Source organism: Mycobacterium sp. NGS27, from assembly GCF_059813005.1.
This window is the reverse complement of the sequence record NZ_JCALDT010000004.1, coordinates 120,161-141,845: the sequence shown is the minus strand read 5'-3', so window position 1 is coordinate 141,845 and position 21,685 is coordinate 120,161. Positions and strand designations below refer to the sequence as shown.

23 protein-coding genes and 1 tRNA gene are annotated in these 21,685 nt (G+C 66.7%); 10 read left to right on the top strand and 14 right to left on the bottom strand.

From position 1 onward, the window contains the following. Position 1: 1 nt before the first annotated feature. The 4 genes from AC5Y30_RS12145 (at position 2) to AC5Y30_RS12130 (ending at position 2,529) form a co-directional block, all read left to right on the top strand. Entirely contained in the window at positions 2-709 is a 708-nt protein-coding gene (locus AC5Y30_RS12145) for an FtsB family cell division protein (RefSeq protein WP_499918409.1), read from the top strand. Then, a complete protein-coding gene (locus tag AC5Y30_RS12140; protein WP_499918407.1) occupies positions 702-1,190 on the top strand; it encodes a DUF501 domain-containing protein in 489 nt (162 codons plus the stop codon). The genes AC5Y30_RS12145 and AC5Y30_RS12140 overlap by 8 nt, the downstream gene beginning before the upstream one ends. Next, positions 1,184-2,140 carry a Ppx/GppA phosphatase family protein gene (locus AC5Y30_RS12135; protein WP_499918406.1) on the top strand — a complete coding sequence of 319 codons (957 nt, stop codon included), beginning with the start codon at positions 1,184-1,186 and terminating at the stop codon, positions 2,138-2,140. Before AC5Y30_RS12140 ends, AC5Y30_RS12135 begins: the two co-directional genes overlap by 7 nt. A 101-nt stretch (positions 2,141-2,241) precedes the next feature. Next, complete coding sequence (locus AC5Y30_RS12130; protein WP_499918405.1) at positions 2,242-2,529, top strand: hypothetical protein; 288 nt, start codon at positions 2,242-2,244, stop codon at positions 2,527-2,529. Positions 2,530-2,593: 64 nt separating this feature from the next. Here the strand turns inward: AC5Y30_RS12130 and AC5Y30_RS12125 are convergent, their stop codons facing one another. The 13 genes from AC5Y30_RS12125 to AC5Y30_RS12065 all read right to left on the bottom strand — a co-directional run bounded on the left by AC5Y30_RS12125 (position 2,594) and on the right by AC5Y30_RS12065 (position 16,488). After that, on the bottom strand, positions 2,594-3,274 hold the full coding sequence (locus tag AC5Y30_RS12125; protein WP_499918404.1) for a response regulator: 681 nt from the start codon (positions 3,272-3,274) through the stop codon (positions 2,594-2,596). Beyond that, a complete protein-coding gene (locus AC5Y30_RS12120) occupies positions 3,274-5,847 on the bottom strand; it encodes an ATP-binding protein (RefSeq protein WP_499918402.1) in 2,574 nt (857 codons plus the stop codon). Before AC5Y30_RS12120 ends, AC5Y30_RS12125 begins: the two co-directional genes overlap by 1 nt. A 12-nt stretch (positions 5,848-5,859) precedes the next feature. Then, positions 5,860-6,783 (bottom strand): potassium-transporting ATPase subunit C, encoded by a 924-nt coding sequence (locus tag AC5Y30_RS12115; RefSeq protein ID WP_499918400.1) that lies wholly within the window; start codon positions 6,781-6,783, stop codon positions 5,860-5,862. A 1-nt stretch (position 6,784) separates the two neighbouring features. Continuing rightward, positions 6,785-8,932 carry a potassium-transporting ATPase subunit KdpB gene (gene kdpB, locus AC5Y30_RS12110; RefSeq protein ID WP_499918399.1) on the bottom strand — a complete coding sequence of 716 codons (2,148 nt, stop codon included), beginning with the start codon at positions 8,930-8,932 and terminating at the stop codon, positions 6,785-6,787. Further along, entirely contained in the window at positions 8,932-10,602 is a 1,671-nt protein-coding gene (gene kdpA, locus AC5Y30_RS12105) for a potassium-transporting ATPase subunit KdpA (protein ID WP_499918398.1), read from the bottom strand. The genes kdpB and kdpA overlap by 1 nt, the downstream gene beginning before the upstream one ends. After that, the gene (locus AC5Y30_RS12100) at positions 10,603-10,692 is read right to left on the bottom strand and encodes a potassium-transporting ATPase subunit F (protein WP_067355147.1); all 90 of its coding nucleotides are present in this window, start codon (positions 10,690-10,692) and stop codon (positions 10,603-10,605) included. Further along, positions 10,689-10,772 (bottom strand): potassium ABC transporter ATPase, encoded by an 84-nt coding sequence (locus tag AC5Y30_RS12095; protein WP_499918999.1) that lies wholly within the window; start codon positions 10,770-10,772, stop codon positions 10,689-10,691. Before AC5Y30_RS12095 ends, AC5Y30_RS12100 begins: the two co-directional genes overlap by 4 nt. A 318-nt stretch (positions 10,773-11,090) precedes the next feature. After that, positions 11,091-12,617, bottom strand: coding sequence for a sensor histidine kinase (locus AC5Y30_RS12090; RefSeq protein WP_499918397.1), 1,527 nt, complete (start codon positions 12,615-12,617; stop codon positions 11,091-11,093). Beyond that, positions 12,614-13,387, bottom strand: a complete 774-nt coding sequence (locus AC5Y30_RS12085) for a response regulator transcription factor (protein WP_499918396.1) — start codon at positions 13,385-13,387, stop codon at positions 12,614-12,616. Before AC5Y30_RS12085 ends, AC5Y30_RS12090 begins: the two co-directional genes overlap by 4 nt. A 210-nt stretch (positions 13,388-13,597) precedes the next feature. Next, a complete protein-coding gene (locus tag AC5Y30_RS12080) occupies positions 13,598-13,882 on the bottom strand; it encodes a WXG100 family type VII secretion target (RefSeq protein WP_067128747.1) in 285 nt (94 codons plus the stop codon). A 36-nt stretch (positions 13,883-13,918) separates the two neighbouring features. Beyond that, positions 13,919-14,215: a WXG100 family type VII secretion target gene (locus AC5Y30_RS12075; RefSeq protein ID WP_007771418.1), complete on the bottom strand. Its 297-nt coding sequence runs from the start codon at positions 14,213-14,215 to the stop codon at positions 13,919-13,921. Positions 14,216-14,375: 160 nt separating this feature from the next. Further along, the gene (locus tag AC5Y30_RS12070) at positions 14,376-15,530 is read right to left on the bottom strand and encodes a PPE family protein, SVP subgroup (RefSeq protein ID WP_499918394.1); all 1,155 of its coding nucleotides are present in this window, start codon (positions 15,528-15,530) and stop codon (positions 14,376-14,378) included. Positions 15,531-15,588: 58 nt separating this feature from the next. Continuing rightward, entirely contained in the window at positions 15,589-16,488 is a 900-nt protein-coding gene (locus AC5Y30_RS12065; RefSeq protein WP_499918393.1) for a PPE family protein, SVP subgroup, read from the bottom strand. 351 nt (positions 16,489-16,839) lie between these two features. On the opposite strand from AC5Y30_RS12065, the gene AC5Y30_RS12060 reads away from it, so the two are divergent. After that, positions 16,840-16,916, top strand: a tRNA-Leu gene (locus AC5Y30_RS12060). Positions 16,917-16,960: 44 nt separating this feature from the next. Here the strand turns inward: AC5Y30_RS12060 and AC5Y30_RS12055 are convergent. Then, positions 16,961-18,142: a serine/threonine-protein kinase gene (locus tag AC5Y30_RS12055; RefSeq protein WP_499918392.1), complete on the bottom strand. Its 1,182-nt coding sequence runs from the start codon at positions 18,140-18,142 to the stop codon at positions 16,961-16,963. Positions 18,143-18,385: 243 nt separating this feature from the next. Between AC5Y30_RS12055 and AC5Y30_RS12050 the strand changes: the two genes are divergently transcribed. The 5 genes from AC5Y30_RS12050 (at position 18,386) to AC5Y30_RS12030 (ending at position 21,683) form a co-directional block, all read left to right on the top strand. After that, on the top strand, positions 18,386-19,612 hold the full coding sequence (locus AC5Y30_RS12050) for a methyltransferase (RefSeq protein ID WP_499918391.1): 1,227 nt from the start codon (positions 18,386-18,388) through the stop codon (positions 19,610-19,612). Positions 19,613-19,747: 135 nt separating this feature from the next. Continuing rightward, positions 19,748-20,545 (top strand): hypothetical protein, encoded by a 798-nt coding sequence (locus AC5Y30_RS12045; RefSeq protein ID WP_499918390.1) that lies wholly within the window; start codon positions 19,748-19,750, stop codon positions 20,543-20,545. 107 nt (positions 20,546-20,652) lie between these two features. Next, positions 20,653-21,138 carry a dienelactone hydrolase family protein gene (locus AC5Y30_RS12040; RefSeq protein ID WP_499918389.1) on the top strand — a complete coding sequence of 162 codons (486 nt, stop codon included), beginning with the start codon at positions 20,653-20,655 and terminating at the stop codon, positions 21,136-21,138. Next, positions 21,126-21,401 (top strand): dienelactone hydrolase family protein, encoded by a 276-nt coding sequence (locus AC5Y30_RS12035; protein WP_499918387.1) that lies wholly within the window; start codon positions 21,126-21,128, stop codon positions 21,399-21,401. Before AC5Y30_RS12040 ends, AC5Y30_RS12035 begins: the two co-directional genes overlap by 13 nt. Before the next feature lie 9 nt (positions 21,402-21,410). Further along, entirely contained in the window at positions 21,411-21,683 is a 273-nt protein-coding gene (locus AC5Y30_RS12030) for a DUF6295 family protein (protein WP_499918385.1), read from the top strand. The last annotated feature ends 2 nt before the right edge of the window (positions 21,684-21,685 follow it).

Sequence of the window (21,685 nt, the reverse complement as noted above, 5' to 3'; positions counted from 1 at the left end):
CATGGCTGACGCGAAACGGCCCGACTCGAAGCGGCGCTCCCCGGCATCCCGCCCGGGGAAGGCCGGCGATTCGGGTCGGGGGCGTCGCACGGCCAAGCCGTCGTCCAAGCCGTCGTCGCGGACGTCGCCCACCGCGAACCAGGCCGGCCGCAATCCCACGCGTACGCAGCAAGAGCATGTCGTCGAGCCCATCGTGCGCCAGGCCGCCGAATCCCTTGAGCAGCGCTCCGAACAACGGCTGGGCTTCACCGCGCGCCGCGCGGCGGTGCTCGCCGCAGTGGTCTGCGTGCTGACGCTGACCATCGCCGGACCGGTGCGCACCTATTTCGCGCAGCGCACCGAGATGAATCAGCTCGCCGCCACCGAGGCTGCGCTGCGCAGTCAGGTCGCGGAGTTGGAGCAGCGGAAGGCCAAACTCGCCGACCCGGCCTACATTGCGGCGCAGGCCCGCGAGCGGCTGGGCTTCGTCAAGCCAGGAGACATCCCGTTTCAGGTTCAGCTTCCGCCGTCGGCGGCCGAGCCCGCGCAGCCGGGATCCCCGTCGGCGAAGCCGGCCAACGGAGATCCCTGGTACACGTCGCTGTGGCACACCATCGCCGACGCCCCGCACCTGCCGCCCGCCAAATCGCCTGCGCCCCCGCCCCCTCCGGCGGAGCCGGGATCGACCGAGCCGGTGCCCGCACCGAACCCCACGGGTCCCGGTGGTTGACCATGCCGACCTGGAAGCGGTGGCGCGCCAGCTCGGGCGCGAGCCGCGCGGGGTACTCGAGATCGCCTACCGGTGTCCCAATGGTGAGCCCGGCGTGGTGAAGACAGCGCCGAAATTACCTGACGGCACGCCGTTTCCGACGCTGTACTACCTGACCCATCCGGCGTTGACGGCCGCTGCAAGCAGGCTGGAGACCACGGGCTTGATGCGCGAGATGACCGAGCGGCTGGCCCAGGACGCCGGGTTGGCGGCCGCCTACCGGCGCGCCCACGAGTCGTATCTGGCCGAACGAGACGCGATCGAATCGTTGGGAACGACGTTCTCCGGCGGCGGAATGCCGGACCGGGTCAAATGCCTGCACGTACTGATCGCCCACTCGCTGGCCAAGGGCCCCGGCGTCAATCCGTTCGGCGACGAGGCGCTGGCGATCCTGGCTGACGAGCCCGCGATGGCGGGCGTGTTGGCGGCAGGCCAATGGTGAACGTAAGGCTCGCGGGAATCGACTGCGGTACCAACTCAATTCGCTTGCTGATCGCCGACCTCGACGGTGGCCGGCTGGTTGACGTGCACCGGGAGACGCGGATCGTGCGGCTGGGCCAGGGCGTGGACGCGACCGGTGAGTTCGCGGCGGACGCGATTGCGCGCACCCGCGCGGCGCTGAGCGATTATGCGGCGTTGATCGACGAGCACGGCGCGCGGCGGGTGCGAATGGTGGCGACATCCGCCGCCCGCGATGTCGCCAACCGCGATGCGTTCTTTGCGATGACGGCCGAGGTGTTGGGCGCGGTGCTGCCCGGAGCGGTGGCGGAGGTGATTACCGGCGCCGAAGAGGCCGAGCTCTCTTTCCGTGGGGCGGTCGGCGAGTTAGACAGTGCGGCGGGCCCTTTCGTCGTGGTCGACCTGGGCGGTGGCTCCACCGAGATAGTGGTCGGAGCCGATGCTGACGGGGGAGTGACGGCCAGCTACTCCGCCGACATCGGCTGCGTACGGCTGACCGAACGCTGCCTGCATTCCGATCCACCGACGCCCGAGGAGGTCGCGGCGGCGCGCGCGGTGGTGCGCGAACGCCTGGAGGTCGCGCTGGGTGAGGTGCCGGTGGAGGGGGCGAAGACCTGGGTCGGGCTGGCCGGGACGATGACGACGCTGTCCGCGCTGGCCCACAATTTGACGGCGTATGATTCTGCGGCCATTCATCTTTCGTGCGTACCCGGCGACGACCTGTTGTCGGTCTGCGAACGGCTGATCGGCATGACGCGCGCCGAGCGCGCGGCCTTGCCGCCGATGCACGAGGGTCGCGCCGACGTGATCGGCGGGGGTGCGATCGTGGTCGAGGAGTTGGCACGCGAACTGCGTGCCCGAGCGGGCATCGGCGAGCTGACGGTCAGCGAGCACGACATCCTGGACGGCATCGTGTTGTCCATCTCGGCGTAGATCACACAGGCCACATTTGCATCTAGAAAAATGGGTGTGCCTTTCGCCCGCCTCGTAGCGACAGTCTCGGCGGTGTCGTACCCGTATGCGACCGTCCGGGGATGACACTTCGCGGAATTGAATTGCGCTACGTGCTCGCGATGCAACTGGCGGTGCACGGCCCGGCGACCATCGCCGAATTGATCGATGCGCTGCAATGGCACAGCTTCGGAGTGTGCGGGAGACCATCGAAGGCGATCTCGGATGCGCTGCGATGGGAGGTCGAACGCGGCAGGGTGTTGCGACTCGGGCGAGGCCGGTATGGGCCCGGGTATATGCCGCGTGGCACCGAACATCGGATCCACCAGCGTGTGCTGGCATTGCGCGAGGCGGCCCGGCTGTCGCTATGAGGCGGGCAATTAACTAACTCACCGGAGCGGACGCCAGAGTGGCGTGCGCACCCGGCCGCGGGTTTCATGCCTCGAAGCGATATCCCATGCCCGACTCGGTCAGCAGGTGCTTGGGATGCGACGGGTCGTTCTCGAGTTTGCGGCGCAGCTGCGCGAGATACACACGCAGGTAATGTGTTTCGGTGGCATACGCCGGTCCCCACACCTCTTTGAGCAGTTCCTCACGGCCGACCAGCTTGCCGCGATTGCGGACGAGGACCTCGAGCATTCCCCATTCGGTCGGGGTGAGATGCACTTCGCTGCCGTTCTTGGTGACCTTCTTGGCGGCCAAGTCGACGGTGAACGATTCGGTCTCGATCACCGGTTGCTCCAGCTCGGAGGCGGCGGTGTTGCGCCGCACTGCCGCCCGCAGTCGCGCCAGGAATTCGTCCATCCCAAAAGGTTTCGTCACGTAGTCGTCGGCGCCGGCATCCAGCGCCTCGACCTTGTCCGAGGAATCGGTGCGCGCCGAGAGCACGATAACGGGTGCGGTGAGCCAGCCGCGCAGACCGGCCAGCACGTCGATGCCGGAGATGTCGGGCAGGCCGAGGTCGAGGATCACCACGTCGGGCTTGTGCTCGGCGGCCGCGCGCAATGCGCCGGCACCGCTGGACGCGGTGATCACCTCGTAGCCCCGCACTGACAGGTTGATGCGCAGCGCACGCAGGATCTGCGGTTCGTCGTCGATCACCAGGACGCGCGTCATCACGCGTCCATCGCTTGTGGCGCAGCCATATCCACGATGACGGTCAGGCCGCCGCCCGGGGTGTCGGTGGCCGTAATCGTCCCGCCCATGGCTTCGACGAAGCCGCGCGCCACCGACATGCCCAGGCCGACACCGATGGTGTTGTCGTTATCGCCAAGGCGCTGAAACGCTTCGAAGATCTGTTCCTCGGCCCCGTGCGGAATCCCCGGGCCCTCGTCGATGACATTGATCAGCACGCGATCACCCACCCGGCCCGCGTTGACCCGGACCACGCAGTCGGGCGCGTAACGCAGCGCGTTGTCGATCAGGTTGGCCAGCACCCGTTCCAGCAGCCCGGCGTCGGCCATCACCATGGCGTCGGCTACCTCGACCTTGACCCGATCGATGGCGGACCGGAAGAACCCGGTGGCGCCCTTGCCGATACTGACCAGGGCCCGCTGCACGGCCTCCTCCAGATACACCCGGCTCAGCTCTGGGTGGATCACCCCGGCGGCCAGACGCGATGAGTCGAGCAGGTTTCCGACCAGCGCGGTCAGCTGGTCGATCGACTCCTCGATGGTGGCCAGCAGTTCCGCGGTGTCGTTGGGGGAGAAGGCGACGTCCTCGGCGCGCAGGCTGGAGACGGCGACCTTGGCCGCGGCCAGCGGGGTGCGCAGGTCATGGCTGACCGCCGACAGCAGTGAGCGCCGAAGTTCGTCGGCCCGGACGATCGCCTCGGCGCGGCTCGCCTCTTCGGCAAGCTCACGCTGTCTGATCAAACCCGCGGCCTGCCTGGCCACCGCGCCGAGCACCCGCCGGTCGCGCGCGGAGAGCTGTCGGCCGGCCAGCAGCATCCAGAACTCGTCGTCGCCGACTTCGATCGCGGTGTCGGCGGAATCGACGGTGGCGCAGGGGGTTCTGCCGACGCAGGCGATGACTTCGCTCTTCTTCCCGCCGGCGAGCGCTTCCTCGCCGGTTTCCCGCAGCATGCTGACGGCACGCTGGGCGTAGGTCTCCCGTACCCGTTCGAGCAGCGTTTCCAGGTCGGCGCCGCGCAGCACCGACCCGGCGAAAAGGGTCAGCAGCTCGGCCTCCTGCGAGGCGCGTCGGGCTTCCCGGGTGCGTTTGGCTGCGAAGTCGACCAGCACGGCGACGGCGACCGCGATGAGCAGCAGCACCAATTCGGTGATGGCGCTGTTGGGTTCGGCGATGGTGAAGCTGTGCCGCGGTGCGATCAGGTAGTAGTTCAGCAGCAGGCCCGACAGCACGGCCGAAAGCGCCGCGGGCGCAACGCCTCCCAGCAGGCCCACCAGCAGCACGCCGATAAAGAACAGCGCGCTCTCGCCGCCGGTGTCCAGATATGGGTCCAGCATTGTGACCGTGATCGCGCAGATGACCGACGGCACGATGAAGGCCGCCAGCCACGATGCCACCCGCCGCTCGCGGGGTACGAGTGAAGACACCCGGAAGCCGCGTTTGGACTCCTCGTGGGTGACCAGGTGTACGTCGATCTTTCCCGACAGCTCGACAATCCTTGGACCGATGCCCTCCTCGAAGAGGCGTGCCCAGCGTGATCGCCGCGAGGTGCCGATCACCAGCTGCGTGGCGTTCATTTCGCGGGCGAATTCGAGCAGCGCCGTGGGCACCTCGTCACCGACCACCGTATGCATCGACGCGTCGAGGCTGCTCGCCAATTTGCGAATCTTGGCCATCCGCGATTCCGACAGGCCGGCCAGCCCGTCGCCGCGCACGACGTGCACCACCATGAGCTCCGCGGTGGACTTCGACGCGATACGCGACGCCCGTCGCACCAGCGTCTCGGATTCGGGCCCACCGGTGACCGCCACGACGACCCGCTCGCGCGCCTCCCACATGTCGGTGATCTTGTTCTCGGCGCGGTACTTGGCCAGCGCCGTGTCGACCTGGTCGGCAAGCCACAGCAGGGCCAATTCCCTTAACGCGGTCAGGTTTCCGCGACGGAAGTAGTTGGACAGCGCAGCATCGATGCGATCCGGCGCGTAGACGTTGCCGTGAGATAGCCTGCGGCGCAATGCTTCTGGCGTGATATCGATCAGCTCGACCTGAGAGGCCTGTCGGACCACCGAGTCGGGCACCGTCTCCTTCTGTTCTATGCCGGTGATCTGGGCGACAACGTCGTTCAGGCTTTCCAAATGTTGCACGTTGACCGTTGAGATCACAGTGATCCCGGCGTCGAGCAGTTCCTCGACATCTTGCCAGCGCTTGGCATTCTTACTGCCCGGTGTATTGGTATGCGCGAGTTCGTCGACGAGGACGACCTGGGGGCGGCGCTGCAGGACCGCGGGCACGTCTAGTTCGGCGAAGCTGCCGCCGCGATAGTCGACTTGGCGGGGCGGGATGAGCTCGATGCCCTCAAGCAGCTCAGCGGTTTTCGACCGCCCGTGGGTTTCCACCACGCCGGCCACCAGATCGGTGCCTCGTTCCAGCCGCCGATGTGCCTCGCCCAGCATCGAGTACGTCTTGCCCACGCCCGGAGCCGCGCCAAGATAGATGCGCAGCTCCCCGCGTTTGGGATGGTGGTCGCGGAGGCTGACGTCGCTCACGTCAACCATCATCCCCCCTCGGTGCTAACTCGTGACCGGGTACCGGTGGTCGAGTTGCAGATTTAGTTGCAGCACATTGACGCATGGTTCACCGAAAAATCCGAGCCCGCGACCGCTGCTGTTCTGCGCGACGACCTCACGTATCTGCTCTGGACTGACGTGGCGCACCTTGGCCACCCGCGCCACCTGGATGTCGGCGTAGGCGGGTGAGATGTTCGGATCCAGGCCGCTGCCGCCGGCCGTCACCGCGTCCGCAGGCACCGCCGGATCGGCGGGTGCGGCACCGCGGATGGGGACGGTCTGCCCGATCGAGTAGTCCTCGCCGTACCTGGCACATTCCACCCGCACGCCCTGGTACAGGGCGAGGAACGGTGTGATCGTCGCTCCGCACGGCTCGTTGACGCTGACCACCCGGGTCGGTCGGATGATGCCGCCGCGCGCGTCGCGGGGGCCGATCACCGACAACACCGCACCCACGCCACCGCCGGTGCAGAACGGTCGCGACCCGTCGACCCCCTCCAGCTTGCCCACCGCGGCGCTGCGCGAGCACACGGTCGTCAACAAGCTCGGTTTGAAGCCGGCGTCCGACGCCGACTTGCCGCCCGCCACTTGCGACGGATCGGCGGGCGTGTCGACGATGCTTTCCGGGCCGAGGTTGCTGCCGCCCGACGAGGTCGGGTCATACCCGTTGCCGGCCGCCGAGGGCCGGCTCTGGAAGTACTGCGGCAGCGCGTTGCCGTCCTTGTCGGTAAACAGCTGACCGATCAGTCTGCTGCCCACCGGCTTACCGTTGGCGGTCAGAATCGACCCCTCGGCCTGGTCGCGCAACCCGGGGAACTGCGCGACCAGCCAGACGAACGCTGGGTAGGCGAGACCAGTGACAACGGTCAGCACCAGCAGGGTGCGCAGTGCCGCCCAGTGCAGGCGAACGAAATTCGACAAAGACATGTCAGGACATCCCCGGGATGAATTGGACGATCAGATCGATCAACTTGATGCCGACGAACGGGGCGACGATGCCGCCGAGGCCATAGACGTAGAGGTTGCGGCTCAGCAACTTTGACGCACTGTTCGGCGTGTATCGCACACCGCGCAGCGACAGCGGGATCAGCAGCACGATGATGATCGCGTTGAAGATCACCGCGGACAGGATCGCCGACTGCGGGCTGTGCAGCCGCATCACGTTGATCAGGTCCAGCCCGGGAAACAGTGCGACGAACATCGCCGGGATGATCGCGAAATACTTGGCAATGTCATTGGCGATCGAAAAGGTGGTCAGGGCGCCCCGGGTGATCAGCAGCTGCTTACCGATCTCCACGATCTCAATGAGTTTGGTGGGGTCGGAGTCCAGGTCGACCATATTGCCGGCCTCTTTGGCGGCCGACGTGCCGGTGTTCATCGCCACGCCCACGTCGGCTTGAGCCAGGGCCGGCGCGTCGTTGGTCCCGTCACCGGTCATCGCGACCAGCTTGCCGCCTTCCTGTTCGCGCTTGATCAGGTCGAGTTTGTCCTCGGGAGTGGCCTCGGCCAAGAAGTCGTCGACTCCGGCCTCATCGGCAATCGCCTTGGCGGTCAATGGGTTATCACCGGTGATCATCACCGTCCGGATGCCCATCCGCCGCATCTCGTCGAACCGCTCGCGCATGCCCTGCTTGACAACATCCTTGAGATGGATGACGCCGAGCACCGACGCTGTGCCGCCACGGCTTTCCCCGACCACCAGCGGAGTACCGCCCCCGGCGGAGATGCTGTCGACGACCTCGCCGAGCTGCTGGGGCACCGTACCGCCTTGCGCGCGTACCCATTCCGCCACCGAACTCGCGGCACCCTTGCGCAACAGGTGCCCGTCGAGGTCGACACCCGACATCCGGGTGGTGGCCGAGAACATCACCCATTGGGCCTGGGCCAGTTCACCTGGCGTGCGTGCCCGCAACCCGAAGTGCCGCTTGGCGAACACGACAACCGAACGGCCCTCGGGTGTTTCGTCGGCGAGGCTGGACAACTGCGCGGCGTCGGCCAGCTGTTCGGCGGAGACGCCGTCGAGCGGGACGAAGGCCGCGGCCTGCCGGTTGCCCAGGGTGATAGTGCCGGTCTTGTCCAGCAGCAGGGTGTTCACGTCGCCGGCGGCTTCCACCGCCCGCCCGGACATGGCGAGCACGTTGCGCTGCACCAGCCGGTCCATGCCGGCGATGCCGATGGCCGACAGCAGCGCACCGATCGTCGTCGGAATCAAGCAGACCAGCAGCGACACCATCACGATCCCGGTGACACCGCTTGCGCCCAGCGCCTGGCCATCCGGGACGCCCGGATTGTTGACCTTGGAGTAGATCGCCAGCGGCTGCAGCGTCGCGACGGCGAACACGAAGATGATGGTCAGCGCCGCCAGCAGGATGTTCAGCGCGATCTCGTTGGGAGTCTTCTGCCGGTTGGCGCCCTCGACCAGCGCGATCATCCGGTCGATGAAGCTTTCGCCCGGCTTCTGGGTGACTTTCACGACGATGCGGTCGCTCAGCACGGTGGTTCCCCCGGTGACCGCCGAGCGGTCTCCACCGGATTCGCGGATCACCGGCGCCGATTCACCGGTGATCGCCGATTCGTCCACCGAGGCAATGCCTTCCACGACATCGCCGTCACCCGGGATCACCTGTCCGGCTTCGACCACGACGATGTCGCCCTGCTGCAACTGCGCCGCGGCGACGGCTTCCTCGACCGCGGTGGCTCCGAGCGCCCAGTCTTTGAGCCGCCGGGCCATGGTTTGGGTCTTGGCCCGACGCAGCGTTTCGGCCTGGGCCTTGCCCCGGCCTTCGGCGACCGCCTCGGCGAGGTTGGCGAACAGCACGGTCAGCCATAGCCAGATCACCGTCAGCCAGGCGAACCACGTCGGGCTCAGGAACGCCAGCACGGTGCTCCAGGCGGCGCCGATTTCGACGATGAACATCACCGGATTCCGCCAGAGGGTGCGCGGGTCGAGTTTGCGCAGCGCATCTGGGGTCGACTTCCACAGCATCTTCGGGTCGAGCAGGCCGCCCTGCACCCGTTTTCGGCTTACCGGAGCCGGTTGCGTCTGTTCGGCCGGCTCGATCGCGGTCGCGGTCATCAGTGGATTCCTTCGGCGAGAGGCCCGAGCGCGAGCATGGGCAAGAACGTGAGGGCAACGACGATCAACGTGACGCCGGCCACCATCCCGACGAATTGCGGCCGATGGGTGGGCAGGGTGCCCGTCGACTCCGGTGTGGCGCCCTGCTTGGCCAGCGAGCCGGCCAAGGCCAGCACGAGCACAATGGGCAGGAATCTGCCGAAGGCCATCGCCAGCCCGAGGGCCGTGTTCCACCAAATCGTGTTGGCGCTGAGCCCGGCGAAGGCCGACCCGTTGTTGTTGGCCGCGGAGGTGAACGCGTAGAGCACCTCGGAGAGTCCGTGCGGTCCGCCGTTGAGCATGCCGGCCCGCTCGCCGGGCAGTGCCATCGCGATCGCGGTGCCGGTCAGTACGATCAACGGCGTGACCAGGAAATAGCTTGCGGCAAGCTTGATTTCGCGGGGGGTGATCTTCTTGCCGAGGTATTCGGGGGTGCGCCCGACCATCAGCCCGGCGACGAAGACGGTGATCACCGCCAGCACGAGGATGCCGTACAGGCCGGACCCGGTGCCGCCGGGCGCGACCTCGCCCAGCTGCATGTTGAACATCGCGATCATGCCGCCCAGGCTGGTGAGGGAGTCATGAGCGGAGTCGACGGCACCGGTCGAGGTGAGCGTCGTGGCGGCGGCGAACACCCCGGAGTCGGTGACGCCGAAGCGCTGCTCGACTCCCTCCATCGCGGCGCCGATCGACGTCGGCACCGTGCCGTGGTGCTGCACCTGAAACCACAGCATGAACGTCGTGCTGATCGTGTAGAGCTTCGCCATCACGGCCGCAATCGCGAAGCCCTGCTTGGTGTTTCCCACCATCCGTCCGAAGGTGCGGGGCAGCGAGAAGCCGATCACCAGGATCAGGAAGATTTCCAGCCAATTGGTCCACGCGGTCGGGTTCTCAAACGGGTGCGCGGAGTTCGCGTTGTAGAAACCGCCACCGTTGGTGCCGAGTTCCTTGATGACCTCCTGGCTGGCCACCGGACCGCCGGTGATGGTCTGCGCGGTGCCGTTGACTCCTGCGACGATCTGGTCGTGCAGGTGGAAGTTCTGGATCGCCCCACCGGCCACCAACAGGATCGCGCTGATGATGGCGATGGGCAGCAGGATGCGCAGCGTTCCGCGCACCAGGTCCACCCAGAAGTTGCCCAGCTCGCCGGTACGCCGGCGGGCGAACCCGCGCACGAGCGCCACCGCCACCGCCATACCGACGGCGGCGGAAACGAAGTTCTGCACAGCCAGCCCGGCCATCTGCACGAGATGGCCTTGGGTCGTTTCACCCGAATACGCTTGCCAGTTCGTGTTGGTGACAAAGCTGACCGCGGTGTTCCAGGCCAGTGAGGGCGTCATCTTGGTGGCCGGGTCATGCAGATGCAACGGCAACTTTCCCTGCACGAGTTCGAACACGAACAGGAACAGGATGCTGACCGACGAGAACGCCAACACGCTGCGGGCGTAGGCGCCCCAGGTCTGCTCCGCGCGGGCATCGACCCCGATCAGTCGATAGATCACTCGCTCGGCCTGCAGGTCCTTGTCCGACGTGTACACCCGAAACATGTAGTCGCCGAAGGGAATATGCACGACCACCAGCGCCACGACGAGAACGACCCAAAAAAGGATCCCGGCTGTCGTCGTGTTCATCTAGAACCTCTCCGGGAACAGCAGGGCGCCTGCGAGGTAGAGCGCGATAAGGATGGAAAGCCCCAGGCCGACCGCATTCTGGTAGTTCACAGCCGCTCGACCAACTTTTGAGCCAGGCCGAGTGCGGCGAACACCGCCACCGTCAGCACGAGATACACCGCCACGCCCATCATTTCTCCGTCCGCGCCAACCACGTTCATACGAAATGGGACTCGACGAGCCGGCCACATCGTGTGGTGATCGCAAGCGCGGCACAGCCGGGCACAGCGGGTCACCACCATCAGCGAAGGTCTCGCCAGTCAAGATCAGCTCGAAATTAGCTCGGTGGCATCCGCCGGCGCGTCCGGTTGACGGTTTCCTAACGGGCGCACGGTGCACATTTACGGTTCCTTTACGCCTGGGGCCCGGGCAAGAAAGAACCGCAGTGTCGGTCAATCAGCGGCTGCGGCAACGGCATCCATGCGACCACCGCGGGTGCGCTACTGCGATTATTTGTCGGCGGTCGACCTGGTGATCAACGGCAGCCGCACCCGGAAAACGGTGCGGCTCTCGTCGGATTCGGCGGTGACCGAACCTTGATGAGCCTTGACGATCGAATTGACGATGGCTAAACCCAGTCCATTGCCCGAGCCGTTGGACCTCGACTTGTCGGCCCGGACGAACCGTTCGAACAACCTGGGCAGCAGCTCGGCGTCGATGCCCGGGCCGTCGTCGGTGACGGTCACTTCCGCGTAGGGCGCACCGGGACCGACACGGCGGCAGGTGATTCCGGTCGTCACCGTAACCCCTGGCGGAGTGTGCACGTGGGCATTGCTGAGCAGATTGCTGACCAGCTGATGCAGCCGGGCGTGATCGCCGAGCACCCATACCGGCTCGTCGGGCAGGTCTTTGACCCAGTGGTGCGTCGAGGCTGCCACCGTCGCGTCGTTCACCGCGTTGCTGACCAACTCGGCCAGGTCGACCTCTTCGGTCTGCAGATCCTGGCCTTCACCCAGCCGCGAAAGCAGGAGCAACTCGTCGACGAGCAATGCCATCCGACGAGCCTCGGATTCGATTCTGGCCAAGGCGTATTCGGTGGTCGGCGGCAGCGCCGAACTGTCCTGGCGGGTCAGTTCGGCGTAGCCCTGAATGGCGGCCAGCGGTGTGCGCAACTCATGGCTTGCGTCGGTGATGAATTGGCGCATCCGCAGATCCGAGTCGACCCGATGCGCCAGAGCGCTATCGACGTTGTCCAGCAAGCGGTTCAGCGTGTGGCCGACGATCCCCACCTCATTCTGGGGGTTGGTGTCCTGCGGTGGTACCCGGACGCTGATCAGGTGGTCGTCGCCGGTGAGCGGCATGGCGGCGACACCGGCGGCGACGGCCACGAGCCGGCGCAGCGGGCGAAGGGTGTAGCCGACCACCCACACCGTGAGCCCGGCGGTGACCAGCAATGCCGCCGCGGTGAGCACGATGGTGGTGAGCTGTTTTCGGGCGATGATTCGGTCGGCCAGGTTGTGCGACACCCCGACGACGAGGACGTCGGACCCGTTGACAGTGCTGTCGATGCGGTAAGGCCCCAGCCTGCCGAGAACTTCGGTGCGCGGCGGCCCATCACCCCAGGATTGCGATTGAAGGTCACGGACGACGTCGGCCGGCGCGGGTTTGGGTTCGTCTTCGGAGAACACTGCCGACCCGATCACGGTGCCGTTGTGCAACACGGCGATCAGGTTGCCCGGCGTCTGCCCGGTGAACTCCAGCATCGCCTGTGCGATCGGCGGGGTGCCGGGCTTCGGCGAAACATGTTCGCCGTTGCGGTATTTGGTGTACTGGTGGCTGAACGCGTCCAGGGACTCGGCCACATCGGCATCGCTCATGATGTTGACGTAGCCGCGCAGGCTCAACACCGACACGATCCCGATCGTCACCAGCACCACGCTGACCACCGCCAGCACCCCCAACAGCAGTTGGCGCCGCAGCGAATGGGGGAACCACCGGGGAAAGTCCCTGGATACGCCGATCGGGTCTCGGGTCATTCCGCCGGCCGGAGCATGTACCCCACACCACGGACGGTATGAATCATCGGTTCCCGCCCGGAGTCGATCTTCTTCCTCAAGTACGAGATGTAGAGATCCACGATGCTGGTGCGGCCGGCGAAGTCGTAATTCCAGACACGGTCCAGGATCTCGGTCCGGCTCAACGCGCGGCGGGGATTGCGCATGAGGAAGCGCAGCAATTCGAATTCGGTGGAGGACAGCGAAATCGGGTCGCCGTCGCGGGTGACTTCCCGGCTGGCGCTGTCGACCTTGAGTCCGCCGACTTTGAGCGTCTCGGCGGTCGGCGTGGGTTGCTGCCCGGAGCGGCGCAGCAAGCCGCGCAGCCGGGCAACCAGTTCCTCGAGGCTGAACGGCTTGGTCATGTAGTCGTCGGCGCCCGCGGTCAGACCGGTGACCCGGTCCATCACCGAGTCGCGCGCGGTGAGGAACAGCGTGGGGGTGTAGGCGTCGGACTGCCGGACGCGTTCCAGTATTCGCAACCCGTCCACATCGGGAAGCATGATGTCGAGGACGAGGACGTCCGGGTTGACCCGGTCGAACTTGGCCATGGCTTCGCGTCCGTTGTGGGCGATGTCGACGACCCAGCCTTCGTAATGCAGCGCCATTTTCACCAGGTTCGTCAACGCCGGCTCGTCGTCGACCAGCAAAACCCTGATGGGTGACCCGTCGGCACGGTAGATCCTGGGCAGCTGCCCCAGGATGGCTTGACGTGGGCGCTGCGCGGCTGAGGTTCCCGACATTGCGGTCATGTTCCTACATTCTGGCAAGCCGCACACGTGACTGTCACGGAGTTCATAGAAACCTCAAATGTAGCCGTCGGTCAGCGGCCGCGTCCGACTGCGCGGGGCGGTGGGCTGAGTCGCGGGGCAGCGAACAGGCGTGCCGTTGCGGGACAAGCACATTCGACAACGGGGGCCGCACACCACGTGGTGTGCGGCCCCCGTTGTCGAGACGAGGTGTCAGGCCCAGGAGGACCCAACGGCGCTGTCGGTGCTGGCCATGTTGCTGCCCGCGGACTGAACCTTCTGTCCGTGCGCGTTGGCCTGCTCGTAGATGACCTGGAAGTTGCGACCCAACTGGGTGATGAACTCCTGGCACGCCACCGAACCCGCACCGCCCCAGAAGTCGCCGGCAGCAAGCACATCGCGAACGATGGCCTGGTGCTCAGCCTCCAAGGACGCGGCCTGGGCGCGGATCAAGGCACCGTGGGCGTCTACATCGCCGAACTGGTAATTGATGCTCATTTGCGTAGCTCCTTAAAAGTGTTGGGCGACAGGCTGTTAGCTGCCGAGGATCTGCTGCGAGGCCTGCTCTTGCTGCTCGTAGTTGTTCGCGTCGCGAATCAGTCCATCGCGCACTCCGTGGAGCATGTTGACGATGTTGCGGAAGGCCTGGTTGACCTGACCCATGGTGTCATACGAGGTGGCCTGGGCCTGACCGCTCCAGCCCGAGCCGGCGATGTTCATCGACGACGCCCACATCTTGCGGGCCTCGTCCTCAACGGTCTGGGCGTGCACCTCGAAGCGGCCCGCCATCGCCCGCATCTCGTGCGGGTCGGTCATAAAACGTGTTGCCATGTCGGCTGTCTCCTATCGTGAAGCTTCAGTTCGCCGAAGTCTTAACAGTTGTACTTAATGCCGTGGTGGCCGCGTTGTAAAGAGATTACGGCGCCCCGGTTAATTGCTCGCCTCAAACGGGTGACAGGTACCCCCTTCTTGCCATATCAGCGGTCCGCTCTCAGACGACAACCTGTTTGGGCATGACGATCGGCTTGAAGCCGTACCGCGGTCCGGTGCCATAGGCGCCGGCGCCCTTTGCGGCGGCCGCCATTCCGGGCATACCGGGCATCGCCGCGACCGGCTCGGCCTCGGCCGCCGCCGTCCACCCCGAGCCCGCCAGGGGAGCGGTGGAGGAAGCCGCCGACGCCGCGGGCGCGGCCGCCGACCAACTGGCCGGCACCGACAGGCCGCCGACCGCCGAGGCTTCACCCACCGCGGCCGACGCCCCGGCGCCGGTCACCGAACCCACCATCGTGCCGGGGATCATCCCGCCGGCGAGCGGCGTGACAGAGTCGGTCAGCGCGAAGGGGATCGATGGCACGGTACCCAGGGTGTGCCCGAGTGATACGGCCGTCGGGATGGCGTTCATGGTGAACCAGGCCCCGGTGTTGACCGCGCCGTTGATGGCGTTGAAGACGGACGGCGTGCCGAGGAAGTTGTCGATCGAGGACAGCAAGCCGTCGGTGGTGAAGGGGAGGGTCGGGGCGGCCGCGGCCGCATTGGAGATGGGGGCCGCCAACGCCTGGACCGTGCCGCCGGTTGAGTCCGCGGCGAGGGCGGTGCTGTCCGCGGCCGCGGCACTAGCCGGGTTGACAGCCGACGTCAGTGGCGTGACGGGCGTCAGGACCCCGGCCGCGGTTGAGGCGGCCTGGTACGCGCCCATCGCGGTGGCGTCTTGAACCCACATCGCCTCGTACTCGGCTTCCAGCGCAGCCACCTGCGGAAGCGTGAAGGGCAGCCCCGCGAGTGCGGCGTAGAAGGCGGCTCTATTGGCATAGACCAGCGCCGGGTTCACCACGCCCATGTATGCCGCCTCGAAGGCTGCCGCCGACGCCGTGGCCTGTGCGCTCGTCTGCTCGAGCGTCGTCGCCGTCTCGGTCAGGTAGGTGATGATCGGCTGGGCCGCGGCGGCGGCCGCCGCCGACCCACCGCCGGTCCAGCTCTCTGTGGTCAGCAACGAGATGATCGACTCCCACTGGGTCGCCGTCGAGCTCACCTCCGCGGCCAGGTTGGCGTACGCCGCCGCGGCCGCCATGAGCGGCGCCGCGCCCGGACCGGTGTAGACGAGCGTGGAGGTCAGCTCTGGCGGCATGGCGGCAAAATCAAAAACCATTTGTCTTCTCGCTCCCTTTATCCGTTCGGAAACTGCTTCGCTTAACCGTGCTCGCTGCTTAGACGGTCGCCGCTTTCGGCATGACGATCGGTTTGACGCCGTAGCGCGGCGCGCCGAAGCCGGCGCTGTTGCGCGCGGCCGCGCCCATCCCGGGCATCCCGGGGATGATGGTCCCCGCGCCGGCCTGCGGTGCGGCGGCAGTCCAGCCCACCGTCTCCAGCGGCGCAGCGCTGGTGCCGACGACCGGGGTGGCCGAGCCGGCCCAGGTCGGCGGCACCGACAATTTGCCGACCATGGTGGCCTGTCCTGCTGCGGCCATCGGCGCGCCCAGGCCTGCCATGCCGCCGCCGGCCATGGGCGCCATCGGCGCTGTCGAGTCGGCGAGGCCCGCCGCGTCGGCGGCCGAACCGGCGGCGTCGGCCGCAGAGGTGTCGAGCAGACCGCCACCGGCCAGACCTAGCAGGTCCGACCCCGCAGACGCCCAGTTACCGGCGCCGATGTTCAGGATGTTGGCGCCGTTACTCGAAAGGCCGAAGATCCCGCCGAGCATGTTCGGATTGGTGCCGTTGCCGGTGCTGCCGAGCAGGTAGGAGAGGAAGTCCAGCGGAGTGTTCGAGGGTGTGGCCGCAGCGGCAGCGAGAGGAGATGCGGCACTCGAAAGCGTGGCCTGGGCGGCGTTGATGGCTTCGGTGTCCCCGTAGCTGCCGGAGCTGATGCCGAGGGTTTGCGCGTAATTCTGCAGAAGGGTCTGCGCCTCCGCGGCGATCGTTTGGTACTGGGTGCCGTACGCCGAGAAGATTGCCGCTTGCTGAACCGACACCGGGTCTGCTGCGGCGGGCGCGATGACCGTCGTCGCCGCCGCGGCGCCCGCGTTCTGCGCCGCCAGATTCGTGTTGATGCCCGAGAGCAGCCCCTCGGCGGCGAGCATCTCTTCGGTCTGTGTTGTCAGAAAAGCCACGGTTGCTCCTAAGCTGGAACGAGCCGACCACATGTGCTGGTCGACCTGTGTGTTTGCGTAACGGCCCCTGTGCGTTGGCGTAACACTAACGAGCCACACGTCCACGTTCCCGGCCTAAAGGGCCAGGTTGACAGCCGTTTACGGCTTTTTAACGATGGAGCCGGCAGTTTTAACACGGCCTTGCCGGATGACATAGCGGCGTCATCTGTCATCTGACGGAAAGCCACCGTTAAGGCGAGCGGGCGCGGATCTTAGCCCAGACTCATCCCGAATGCATCTTGCGAATTTGTGGCGATTCGAGCGGGATGCGATGCCTTGAATTCGGCGGCGGCGCGCTAGATTCGCCGCCGGGCCCCCATAGCCCAATTGGCAGAGGCAGCGGACTTAAAATCCGCCCAGTGTCGGTTCGAGTCCGACTGGGGGCACCAAGTTTGCCGGGAACCGCGCGGCCGCTCTGCTCCGCGTGGTCGCCCTAATCTCCCCGGTTGCCGCCGTTTCCCTTGCCGTGCCCTTTGCCGGGGCCGTGCAAGGCGGGGACCGGCGGCTGTTGCGGGGGCGGGGAAGGCGGTGGCGCGGCGCTATTGACAGGGACCGGCGCCGGCGTGCTGGTGGTGGCGGGCTCCTGGGGTGCGTGCGAGGACGACGCGTCAAGCGCGAGGGCGAGCGGCACCAGGATCAGTACCGCCACGACCGCCATGATGCCCAGCAACTTTCTCCTGCGGCTCGTCGTCGAATCGACCAGCGCCGGGAAGAAAGTGTTCGTGGGCCGGCCGGCTACCGGCACTTCCAGCAGCTTGGTGGCCGGATAGGGTGGCGCCGCGACCGGCATGGCTGCGGCCGCGTTGCGACCGTGGTGCAGCTCGGCGCGCATCTCCTCGGCACTACCGAACCGCTGTCGTGGGTCGTGCGCCATCGCGCGTTCGATCAGCGTGATCAGGCTGGGTTCGACGTCGGGTCGCAGCCCGGCCAGCCGCGGCGGGCGTCCGTGCAGAATGGCCCCGGCCAGCGCCGCCATATTCTCCTGTGGGAACGGGCGGTGCCCGGCGAGTGCTTCGTAGCCCACCACGCCGACCGCATACAGATCGTCACCCACGCACGCAGGCGCCCCGGCGAGTCGCTCGGGGCTCAGATAGGCGATGGTGCCGAGGATCTGGCCGGTGAGCGTCTTGGTGGCTTCCGGAGTCTTGGCAATCCCGAAGTCTGCAACCTTCATGGTTTCGCCGCCCGCGGCAAGCAGAATGTTTCCGGGCTTGATGTCGCGATGCAGGATGGCGGCGCGGTGCGCTTCAGTCAGCGCCGCCAGGACGCTGTCGAGCAATGCGTGGACCCGCTGCTGCGAGAGTGGGCCCTGGCGCACCTCGTCAGCCAGGGTTCCGCCGGGCAACCGTTCCATCACGATGAACGGCCTGCCGTCGTGCTCGCCGGTGTCGTAGATCGCGACGATATTCGGATGGTTGAGCGCCGCGGCCGCGCGGGCCTCCGCATCAAACCGGTTCCGCATGCCGCTCTGGGCGCTCACGTCCGGATGCATCAGCTTGATCGCGACCGGTCGGCGCAATCGGGTATCCCAGCCGTCGCAAACCTCGGCCATGCCACCACGACCCAGCCTGCCGCGCACTTCATAACGGCCGGCGAGCAACACGCGGGTGTCCATTCGCCCTGCTAACTCCGTGCCCCTGCGGTCACAATCGTGCCGTCGTTTACCCGAACAGCGACGGCTCAAAACGCTCATCCCCGACCCGCACAGCGCAAGCGCACAAACACGTACCCACACCAGGCGATGTCGTTTGCGATGAACGGAATTTCGCGGTGCGTCATCGCGCGCACAGAATCGGCGGGCGCAGTAAGTTCGTCGTACCGTTGGGCGATCCGCCACCGCGAAGGAGCAAGCGCCGAAGTGACCGAGGATTCGCGGGTCGACGGTGTCAGCCGTCAATACGATCGGTGGGAATATCCGCCTCCGGTAACCGATCTCGCGGCGTGGACGTCTAATCACTGGGATTGGTTCGACCCCTATTGGTCCCACCGGATGCTGTGGCCCGATCGGGACTACAAAGCGGACTTGGACATTCTCGTTGCCGGATGCGGCACCTTCCAGGCGGCCCTGCTGGCCTACATGAACCGCGGCGCCAGAGTCGTCGCGATCGACGTCAGCCAGTCTGCGCTGAATCACCATCGGCAGCTGAAAGACAAGCACGGTCTGGACAACCTGGAACTGCATCTGCTTCCGATCGAAGAGGTCTCGGCGCTCTCCCGCGACTTCGACCTCATCGTCTGCAGCGGCGTCCTGCACCATATGGCCGATCCGCTGGCCGGGCTCACGGCGCTCGGCCAGTGTCTGCGCCGGGACGGGGCCCTAGGCGTCATGCTCTACGCGAAGTACGGCCGAATCGGCGTCGACATGCTCGAATCGGCGTTCCGCGACCTGGGGCTGTCCCAGGACGCCGCGTCGGTGCAATTGGTTGTCCAGGCGATCGCGACGCTACCTTCCGACCATCCGGTCCGCTCCTACCTGCAGGCTGCCCGCGACCTGATGTCCGAGGGTGCCCTTGTTGACACCTTCTTGCATGCCCGCCAACGCAGCTACACCGTCGACGAATGCCTGGACCTGGTCGCGTCGGCCGGGCTGGCGTTTCAGGGCTGGCTGCGCAACGCGCCGTATTACCCGCACGACTTCGTCGCGCCGGCGAGCCAATTCCAGTCGCTCGTCAACCAGCTGCCCGACACCAAACTGTGGTCGGTGATGGAGCGGCTGCAGCCGGCGAACGCCACCCACTTCTTCCTCGCCTGCCGCCCCGAACGCCCGAAAGCGGGTTATGCGGTCGACTTCTCGGCGCCGGCTTGCCTCGACTACGTCCCGCTGCTGCGCACCGCGTGCCTGCTGTCCGGCGAGACGATCCACCTGCCCGGCGCGACGCTGAAACTCAACCCGGCCCAGTTACCCTTCGTTCAGCACGTCGACGGCCGTCGCACGATCACAGAAATCATCGACTGCGTGGCGCGGCGCGGCGACGTCAGACCGCAAGATGGAGAGCGCGTGCAGGAATTCGGGCTGGCACTGTTCCGCTCGTTGTGGCGGCTCGACTTCCTGGCGATGGCGCTCAACACGCCGGCCCCCGCGTAGACCCGGGTTAGGTTGCGGCGCAAGGTTTTTGAAAGTCCTGCGTGCCACGGCCGGCCGCCGTGTTCGGCGCGCGGACCAATACTTTGGGTTAGCCGCCGACGGCGCCGCAAAGCGCCACTCATACACTGACGCAGCATGGGGATGCTGTTCGGCCTCGCGCCGTGGATCGTGTATTGGGTGCTCGTCGGTAACGTTCCGTTCGTCGCGGCCGTGCTGGTCGCCCTGGCCATCGCCGCCGCCAGCCTGGGCGTGGGGGGTGCGGTGGGCAGGAAATGGCAGTTCTTCGATTTTGCTTCCGTCGCAGTGCTTTTGATTCTCGCCGTCCTGGCCTTCACGCTCAGCGAGTCGTTCCTGCAGCGGTGGATCCTGCCGCTGAGCAACGCCGGGATCTTGCTGGTGACGCTCCTCGGGGTGCTGGTTGGCAAGCCCTTCGTGGCCGAGTTCGCCGCGGCTGAACAAGCTCCCGACGTCGTCAAAACCGAGCTGTTCGGCCGGGTCGTCAAGATCCTCAGTTGCCTGTGGGTCGCAACTTTCGCCGGGATGACGGTGTCGTCGGTCATCCCGTCGGTCGCGCAAAGCTCTACCGGGACCACCGCGGCCTGGATGCTGGACACGAAGACCCCGCTGTCGTTTCTCTGCTACTGGATCATTCCCTTCGGGCTGCTGGGGCTCGCGGCGGTGGCGTCGCGGCTGCTGCCCGACCGATTGCTCGTCGGCATCGACGACGTCGCGCGGGAGACCTCGTTTGTCGCCTACGACGAAGCCACCATCGATGAGCTCTACTTCCTGGCCCAGGAGCACGCCAACCGCGAGGTCGGGCCCGGCAAGGAGGCTTACGCCGTCAAGGTCGGCGGGATGGGAACTCCGCTGACCGGAGACGAGTCCCGAAAGTCGTGGCCCTCGACCTACAAGGTGCGCGACAAGCGGCACTGAAAACCCGCGGCGCGCTACGTTGGTTCTCGGCGGAGCGGACCGACTGCAGCGGCGCTCCGCATCCGGGTGGCGCGGGAGTGCCATCGGAGCGGAGACGAGGAGTCGTGATGAACGCATTCAGCGCGGACGCCATCCGCGCAGAAACCATCACCATCGCCGGCCACGGCGGCGACGAGATCGAGGCGTACCAAGCCGTGCCGCTGGCACCGGGCTCGCGGGGCGGCGTGGTGTGGATCCACCACATGCCCGGATATGACCGGGAGACCAAGGAGTTCGTCCGCCGCCTCGCCGTCAGCGGCTACAACGCGGTGGCGCCCAACCTCTACTCGCGGGAAGCGCCGGGTGCCGCGCCCGATGACGCGGCCGCCGCGGCGCGGGCGGCGGGCGGAGTGCCCGACGAACGATTGGTCGGCGACGTCGCGGGCGCGGTCGAGCACCTGCGCTCGTTGGCCGGCGCCAACGGCAAGTTCGGTGTCATCGGGCACTGCTCGGGCGGACGCCACGCCTATCTGGCGGCCTGCTCGCTGCCCTTCGACGCGGCGGTGGACTGCTACGGGGCGTCGAGGACCCGCCCGAGGGCATGCCCAAGGTGATGAAGCCGATCCTGGATCTGGCCGCCAGTCTCAGCTGTCCGCTGCTCGGCTTGTTCGGACTCGATGACCGCTTCCCGGCCCCCGCTGCGGTGGCCACGCTGGATGCCGAGCTCAACAAGCTGGACAAGCCGCACGAATTCCACTCCTACGAGGGCGCGGGTCATTCGTTCTTCTCGGTCGACCGGCCGGCGTACCGGCCGGAGGCCGCGGTGGACGGCTGGCGGCGCATCGACGAGTTCTTCGCCACCTACCTGAAAGGCTAGGCACGCGCCATGTGCACCTATCTCACCGAACATGTCGAGATCGACGGCAGCGGCAAGGGCGCGACGGGATGGTTCGGCGCCGACCGCGCGACGGTGTACGTCGACCATCCGGTGCACGCGCCCTACGGTCACACCGTCAACATCGACGTGATCAATCCGCAGCTCGGCCCGTCGGCGCGGGTGGCCCTGGAATTGACCGAGGAGAGCGCGCTCGCGCTGGCCGACGCCATCCGGAAGGCCATCGGTCACGCACCCGCCGGGCTGGCCTCCAAGAACCAATAGGC

Bases quoted from the DNA above. Each gene is read 5' to 3' on its own strand.
- AC5Y30_RS12040 (WP_499918389.1), top strand. From the start codon at position 20,653: ATGAACGCATTCAGCGCGGACGCCATCCGCGCAGAAACCATCACCATC.
- kdpA (WP_499918398.1), bottom strand. From the start codon at position 10,602: ATGAACACGACGACAGCCGGGATCCTTTTTTGGGTCGTTCTCGTCGTG.
- AC5Y30_RS12145 (WP_499918409.1), top strand. From the start codon at position 2: ATGGCTGACGCGAAACGGCCCGACTCGAAGCGGCGCTCCCCGGCATCC.
- AC5Y30_RS12035 (WP_499918387.1), top strand. From the start codon at position 21,126: ATGCCCAAGGTGATGAAGCCGATCCTGGATCTGGCCGCCAGTCTCAGC.
- AC5Y30_RS12085 (WP_499918396.1), bottom strand. From the start codon at position 13,387: ATGACCGCAATGTCGGGAACCTCAGCCGCGCAGCGCCCACGTCAAGCC.
- AC5Y30_RS12135 (WP_499918406.1), top strand. From the start codon at position 1,184: ATGGTGAACGTAAGGCTCGCGGGAATCGACTGCGGTACCAACTCAATT.
- AC5Y30_RS12030 (WP_499918385.1), top strand. From the start codon at position 21,411: ATGTGCACCTATCTCACCGAACATGTCGAGATCGACGGCAGCGGCAAG.
- AC5Y30_RS12130 (WP_499918405.1), top strand. From the start codon at position 2,242: ATGACACTTCGCGGAATTGAATTGCGCTACGTGCTCGCGATGCAACTG.
- AC5Y30_RS12070 (WP_499918394.1), bottom strand. From the start codon at position 15,530: ATGGTTTTTGATTTTGCCGCCATGCCGCCAGAGCTGACCTCCACGCTC.
- AC5Y30_RS12045 (WP_499918390.1), top strand. From the start codon at position 19,748: ATGGGGATGCTGTTCGGCCTCGCGCCGTGGATCGTGTATTGGGTGCTC.
- AC5Y30_RS12120 (WP_499918402.1), bottom strand. From the start codon at position 5,847: ATGATGGTTGACGTGAGCGACGTCAGCCTCCGCGACCACCATCCCAAA.
- AC5Y30_RS12075 (WP_007771418.1), bottom strand. From the start codon at position 14,215: ATGGCAACACGTTTTATGACCGACCCGCACGAGATGCGGGCGATGGCG.
- AC5Y30_RS12080 (WP_067128747.1), bottom strand. From the start codon at position 13,882: ATGAGCATCAATTACCAGTTCGGCGATGTAGACGCCCACGGTGCCTTG.
- AC5Y30_RS12090 (WP_499918397.1), bottom strand. From the start codon at position 12,617: ATGACCCGAGACCCGATCGGCGTATCCAGGGACTTTCCCCGGTGGTTC.
- AC5Y30_RS12055 (WP_499918392.1), bottom strand. From the start codon at position 18,142: ATGGACACCCGCGTGTTGCTCGCCGGCCGTTATGAAGTGCGCGGCAGG.
- AC5Y30_RS12115 (WP_499918400.1), bottom strand. From the start codon at position 6,783: ATGTCTTTGTCGAATTTCGTTCGCCTGCACTGGGCGGCACTGCGCACC.
- AC5Y30_RS12125 (WP_499918404.1), bottom strand. From the start codon at position 3,274: ATGACGCGCGTCCTGGTGATCGACGACGAACCGCAGATCCTGCGTGCG.
- kdpB (WP_499918399.1), bottom strand. From the start codon at position 8,932: ATGACCGCGACCGCGATCGAGCCGGCCGAACAGACGCAACCGGCTCCG.
- AC5Y30_RS12095 (WP_499918999.1), bottom strand. From the start codon at position 10,772: ATGGGCGTGGCGGTGTATCTCGTGCTGACGGTGGCGGTGTTCGCCGCA.